The sequence below is a fragment of the Arthrobacter sp. 05T420 genome, from assembly GCF_056396305.1.
The window spans coordinates 119,358-125,425 of the sequence record NZ_JBFTLG010000017.1 but is presented as its reverse complement, the minus strand read 5'-3'; the positions used below and the strand labels follow the sequence as shown (position 1 = coordinate 125,425).

Genomic DNA, 6,068 nt, shown 5'->3' with positions numbered 1-6,068 from the left:
TGCATGACCCCGACACGCCGGGCCGCGGCGAGTATCGACATCCCGCCACACACCATGTCAACGAAGTCGGTGCGGGTATTCGGAGGAAACAGCTTGACCATAAAACGCTCCATCAATCAGAGCGTTGCTACGACCATATGACTTTGCCGCATCGGGATGGGCCGTAAGTGACCCCGCGTTGCTATTCGATCGTGGAGAACAAGGCGCTGAGTTCGGCCGTGAGCTGGCGACGCAGTTCCGGCGTGCCGATTTCCTGGCCGTCGATGTGGTTCACCGGGGCCAGGAGACGGATGCTGGAGATCAGCCAGACCGCGTCGGCGTCCAGCAGGTCCTTCGGCTCCAACGGGCCGTAGCCCAGCTCCCAGCCGGCAGCTTTCGCGGCGGTGAACAGGGCACCCTGTGAGGTGCCCGGCAGGATGCCGCTGTCCAGCTGGGGCGTGATGAGCCGCCGGATGGTGCGGAGGCCGCCGGCGCCGTCGTCCGCGGTTTCCAGGTGGGCCAGCAGAACGGTCGACGTCGGTCCCTCCAGGACCCGGCCGTCTGCGGACGTGAAGATGACGTCGTCGGCGCCGTGCCGGTGGGCGTAGCGCAGCGCTGCCATGTTCACGGCGTAGGAGAGGGTTTTGGCGCCGAGCAGCAGCCAGGGCGCGCGCTCGCCGACTTCGCTGTCATAGCCACGGTCCAGCAGCATGACGTCGATTCCGGTCTCGCGCTGCCGTCGGCCCGCGGCCGCGGGTGGGGAGGCCTGGACCCAGCACGTGGGGGCGGCGGCGCCCTCCGGCCCACGGGTGACGAGCAGTTTCACTACAACCTCGTCCGTGCCGCCCGCTGCCGGCGTGGCAGGATCTTGGCGCCGGAACTCGCCGATGGCCGTGTCCACCGCGCGCCGCCAGGCGTCCTCTGCCGGGATGTCCAGCTCCAGGAGCCGGGCCGAACCGGCCAGCCGGGTCAGGTGTGCCTGGATTTTGCGGGGCCGGCCGCCGACGGCCAGCAGCGATTCAAAAACGCCATCGCCACGAGTGGCGCCAAGGTCCGTGGCCATCAATTGCGGCTGCGTCGCGTCGGCAAGCCGGCCGCCTTCGAACGCCGGGTCCAGGAAGACCAGCACGGTCGCGGGCGCAGGAACGGGGGCAGGAGTGGTCATGGCAACAGCTTAGTCTCGGTGGTCCCGGGATAGGATTTGCTGGTTGCCCGTTCCGGAACTGTTCCGCGGGCTTGTACTTTGAGGGGTTCGCCTGTGCTGTGGCCATTTCCGCTGGCGGAAACTTTACCGTCCTGGGCAATCATGATCCTGACCGTGATCGACTTCGCCATCCGGGTGCTGGCCCTGGGCATCATCCCCGGAAACCGGCGGCCCACCACGGCAATGGCGTGGCTGCTGGGCATCTTCATTGTGCCCGTCCTGGGCCTGGCCTTGTTCCTGCTGTTTGGCAACTTCCGGCTCTCCCGCCGCCGCCGCGCCCAGCAGGATGCGGTCAATACCCGCATCCGGGCCGGAACCTCGGACCTGCAGGCTGTCGAAAGCCGCTACGCCGGTCCCGAATGGGTGGCGTCCGCCGCTGAACTGAACAAGACGCTGGGATCGCTGCCCATGGTGGATGGCAACAGCGTGGAGCTGCTGCCCGGCTACCCCGATTCCATGAAGGCGATGGCCGCGGCGGTCCGCGGCGCCAAATCCTTCGTCAATGCCGAGTTCTACATCATGAGCTCGGACCACGTCACGGACGATCTGCTCACCGCACTGGAGGAGGCGGCGGAGCGCGGCGTCGAGGTCCGCGTCCTGTTCGACCACCTCGGCACGCTCCGGATCAAGGGCTACCGCCGGCTGAAGGCAAGGCTCAACGCCAGCAAGATCCGTTGGCGGCCCATGCTGCCGCTAAGTCCGGTGCACGGCCAGTGGCGCCGGCCGGACCTCCGCAATCACCGCAAGATCATGGTGATCGACGGCGAAATCGCGTTCACCGGATCCCAGAACCTGATCGAGCCGTCGTACAACAATCCCAAGCACCGCAAGGTGGGCCGCGAATGGGTGGAGCTCATGGCCTGCATGCGCGGGCCGATTGTCACCACCCTGAATGTGGTTTTCGCGACCGACTGGCTGAGCGAAACCGACGAATCCCTGGAAGAGCAGCTCGAACACGAGCCGGAGTCCCACCCCGGAAACATCACGGCGCAGGTGGTCCCCAGCGGCCCGGGATTCATTACCGAGAACAACCTGAGGCTCTTCAACACCTTGATTTACTCGGCGCAGCACAAGGTCTCGCTCTGCAGCCCCTACTTCGTCCCGGACGACTCCCTGCTCTATGCGGTGACCACGGCGGCGCAGCGCGGCGTCGAGGTGGAACTCTTCGTCTCGGAAAAGGGCGACCAGTTCCTGGTCCACCACGCGCAGCAGTCGTACTACCAGGCCCTGCTCGAGGCCGGGGTGCGGATTTACCTGTACAAGGCGCCGTTCGTGCTGCACGCCAAGCACTTCACCATCGATGACGAGGTTGCCGTGCTGGGCTCCAGCAACATGGACATGCGCTCCTTCTCGCTGAACCTCGAGGTATCCGTCATGCTCCTCGGTGAGGACATCGTGCAGCGGATCCGCGCCGTGGAGGACACTTACCGCACCATCTCGCACGAGCTGCTGCTCGATGACTGGATGAAACGGCCCATGCAGGTCAAATACGTGGACAATGTGGCAAGGCTGAGCGCAACCCTGCAGTAGCGCTGCCGCTGGCGGGACGGCCGCCGGGAACGTCAGCCTGGGGAACTCAGGCGCTGGGGAACTGGGCGCCCAGCGCCGAGAGGACGCCGAACGCTTTGGTCCGGACTTCCTCGTACTCCTCCTGCGGGGACGAGTCGGCGGTGACGGCGCCGCCGACGCCGAGGCTAAGGTCCGCCGTGCCGTCGTCCAGCGCTCTCATCACGAGGGTCCGGATCGCCACCGAAAGGTCGGCGGCCCCGTTCAGGGAGAAGTAGCCGATTGCCCCGGAGTACACGCCCCGCGGCGCGGCCTCCAGCCGCTCCAGGATGGCCATGGTGCTGACCTTCGGGGCGCCGGTCATCGAGCCTGCGGGGAAGCATGCGGCCACCGCCTCGGCCCGCGGCAGTCCGGGCCGCAGACGGGCATCGATGGTGCTCACCATCTGGTGCACGGTGGCGTAGCTCTCGATCGCACACAGCCGGCTGACGGCTACCGACCCCGGCACGGCGAAATGGCTGAGGTCATTGCGCAGCAGGTCCACGATCATGATGTTTTCCGCGCGGTCCTTGGCCGAGGACTCCAGTTCCTGCCGCAGCGCAGCGTCCGCGTCCGGTTTCGCATCCCGGCGGCGCGTGCCCTTGATCGGTTCGGCCCGCATCCCGCCGTCCGCGGCAATCTGCAGGAAGCGCTCCGGAGACGTGCTCGCCACGGCGAGTTCGCCGAAGCGCAGAAAGCTGGCGAAGGGGGCCGGGTTGCGGCGCCGCAGGTCCAGGTAGGTCGGCCAAGGGTCCAGGCCCTGGGGGCCAACGGGCGAGTTGGCGGTGAGTGCCGTGGTCAGGCAGACCTCGTACGTGTTGCCTTCCGCAATCTCCCGCTGGGCCTCGGTGACCTTGGCCTTGTAGCCGGCTTCCGTGTCCCGGGCAGTGAAGTGCGGGGCGCTCGGTTGCCCGGGAGCGTTGCCCCGAGACGCGGTCCCGGGCGCCGAGGCGGCCGCGGCGACGGCCGCGCGGGCCGCCTCGAGCCAGTCCCCGGCGTCGGGTGCGTCCAGGGTCAGCAGCCAGGTGGTGCCCTCGGCATGGTCAAGGACCACGGCGCGGCCGGCGAAGAGCAGGCAGGCGTCAGGGGTTGCGGCGGCCACGTCGTTGCCGCCGGATTCGCGTTTGAGCTCATAGCCGAGGTACCCGAGCCAGCCCAGGGTGAATTCGCACGGGTAGGCCTCGGGTGCCCGGAGCGCCCGGCGCCCCCACACGCCGTCGAGCCAGCGGAAGAACGGGCCGTCCGTGGTCACCGTGGCCTGGCCTGTACTGACGCGGGTCCGTCCAGAACTGTGCTGGACGGCCTGGCCGAAGCGGCCGCCGTCGTCGGCCAAGATGCTGAAGCGGCTGCGCTCCGCGGCCTCCGGGGCGAGGCCCGCCGGGTCCAGGGAGGAGTCGAGCCACACGGCGTTGGCTGAACCGCCGAAGAGCCCCGCAAACAGCTGCCCGGGTTCCGGTTGGACGTCGATCCGTTCGGCCAGCAACTGAAGGCCAAGCCGGGCGGCGAGTTCGGGCAGCAGGGCGGGGGCCACTGCCGGGATGTACTGGAGGGCCTGCAGGACGTCGTCGGGGGCGTTGCCGTCCGCGCGGTTGAGTACGTGCACATCGGCGCGGGCCGGGACGTCGTCGGCCGCCAGCCACTCCGCTTCCTGTGCAGCCCACTGGTCCCAAAACGGTTCGTAGGTGTCGCCGTCCCGGGCCAGCGCCCTGGCCCGGCGGTCGGCGTCGGAGGAGTCCGCCCAGATCACGGCGTCCAGCCAGGGGAGTGCCGCTGCTGCTGCGGCGCCGACGCCCTCCACCAGGACGATTTCGGCAGGGTGTGTGGTGCGGGCGTCGCCGTCGTAGTGCCGCTCCCAGTCCCAGCTGACCCACTCCGCGCTTTCCCCGCGCCGCAGGGGCGAAAGCACGGTGGTGACGTAGCGTTCAATCCCGGCGGCGAGCCCATTCCAACCGGGATAGATTTCCTCGAGGTGGAAGAGTGAGACTTTGCGGTGTTCCCTGAGCCGCGCCGCCAATTCGATGGCCAGGGTGGTCTTGCCGGAGCCGGACCGTCCGTCGATTGCGATGATGACGGGTGCGGGACTCATGAAATAGAGCGTACCGGCTGGCCTTCGCTGCCGTGGCGTTGCCCGTCCCGCCGCAGAAGCTCGGTGCGCACGTGCTGCACAATCCCCGGAACTGAGGCCCGGATGAGGTTCCAGGTGGTGTCGAAATCGGTGTGGCCGCCGTACCACGGGTCCTCGATCCCCTGCTCCAGCGGGTCCTTGTCCGCCACCGCGGGGTCGAAGCTGCGGAGCATGCGGATCTTGGCCAAGGATTCCCGGTCCGGCGCTGCCTGCCGGAGCCAGCCGTAGTGGTCGACGTCGAGGGCCAGGATCAGCTCCCGGCTGGCGAACCATTCGGGCTGCCATTCACGCGCCACGTGGCGGCCCGATGCGATGTTGTGGGCTGTGAGTTTGCGCGCGGCCCGGGGATCGATGGGCCGGCCGGCCTCATACGCCGTGGTGCCGGCGGAATCGACCACGGCCCCGGTGAGGTGCTCGGCCCGGAATGCCTCCGCCAGCATTAGTTCGGCCATCGGGGACCGGCAGATGTTTCCGGTGCAGACCGCGATGATCCGGTACTGGCTCGACAGTGAGGTCATAGCTAAGCATGAACGATCCGTGTCCTCTTGGCTAGCTGGCCCCCGCGAAGTATTACAAAAAATGTCAATAGATATTCAGTTTTTGTCATGCCTGTTTCCGTCGGCAGGCGAGTCGCGTGCGGCCGGTCCCAGCCCGAGGTGCCGGACCAGCGCGTCGAGGACGGGCAGCTGACCCTTCACCAGCCTGGACCGGGCTTCGGGCTCGGCGGTCCACTCGGCGCGGTCGATCTCGGGGAAACTGCTGATCGTGCCGGATCCTCGCGGCCACTCCAGCGTGAAGGTGTTGCTCACGATTTGTTCGGGCTGAAAGTCGGACTCGGCCGTGAAGACCGTAATGATCTTGCCGGAGGGCTGGCGGAAATCGCCGAGCCGGTGGTAGTCGGCGGCAGGTGCCGGGGTGCCAATTTCCTCAGCGAATTCGCGGTGCGCAGCCGCCAGGGGGTCCTCGTCGGCCGGGTATTCACCCTTGGGGATGGACCAGCCCTGGGCCTCCTTGCGGGCCCAGAACGGCCCGCCCATATGGGCTATCCAGACCTCCAGCTGCGGCGCGGCGCCGGGTTGGGGCAGCGCGTTGCTGGGCCGGGATGTACTCCTCAGCCGGTACAGCAGAATGCCGGCGCTCCGAACGGTCATGCCTCCTCCTGCCCCAAGGCTATTCCCTCCGGTTCTGAATCAGGTTCGGAATCGAGAATCAGGC

5 protein-coding genes are annotated in these 6,068 nt (G+C 67.6%); 1 reads left to right on the top strand and 4 read right to left on the bottom strand.

Annotated features, from left to right (window positions below; genetic code table 11):
* Positions 1-181: 181 nt before the first annotated feature.
* Complete coding sequence (locus AC1DEM_RS17010; RefSeq protein WP_476885481.1) at positions 182-1,144, bottom strand: aminodeoxychorismate lyase; 963 nt, start codon at positions 1,142-1,144, stop codon at positions 182-184.
* 141 nt (positions 1,145-1,285) lie between these two features.
* Here AC1DEM_RS17010 and cls point away from each other — a divergent pair, with 141 nt between their 5' ends.
* A complete protein-coding gene (gene cls, locus AC1DEM_RS17005) occupies positions 1,286-2,713 on the top strand; it encodes a cardiolipin synthase (RefSeq protein ID WP_476885480.1) in 1,428 nt (475 codons plus the stop codon).
* 46 nt (positions 2,714-2,759) lie between these two features.
* Here the strand turns inward: cls and pabB are convergent, their stop codons facing one another.
* From pabB to AC1DEM_RS16990, 3 genes are all read right to left on the bottom strand, one after another.
* Positions 2,760-4,814 carry an aminodeoxychorismate synthase component I gene (pabB, locus tag AC1DEM_RS17000; protein ID WP_476885479.1) on the bottom strand — a complete coding sequence of 685 codons (2,055 nt, stop codon included), beginning with the start codon at positions 4,812-4,814 and terminating at the stop codon, positions 2,760-2,762.
* A complete protein-coding gene (locus AC1DEM_RS16995) occupies positions 4,811-5,371 on the bottom strand; it encodes a low molecular weight protein-tyrosine-phosphatase (RefSeq protein WP_476885478.1) in 561 nt (186 codons plus the stop codon). Before AC1DEM_RS16995 ends, pabB begins: the two co-directional genes overlap by 4 nt.
* A gap of 75 nt (positions 5,372-5,446) precedes the next feature.
* Positions 5,447-6,004, bottom strand: a complete 558-nt coding sequence (locus tag AC1DEM_RS16990) for an NUDIX hydrolase (protein WP_476885477.1) — start codon at positions 6,002-6,004, stop codon at positions 5,447-5,449.
* Positions 6,005-6,068 lie beyond the last annotated feature (64 nt).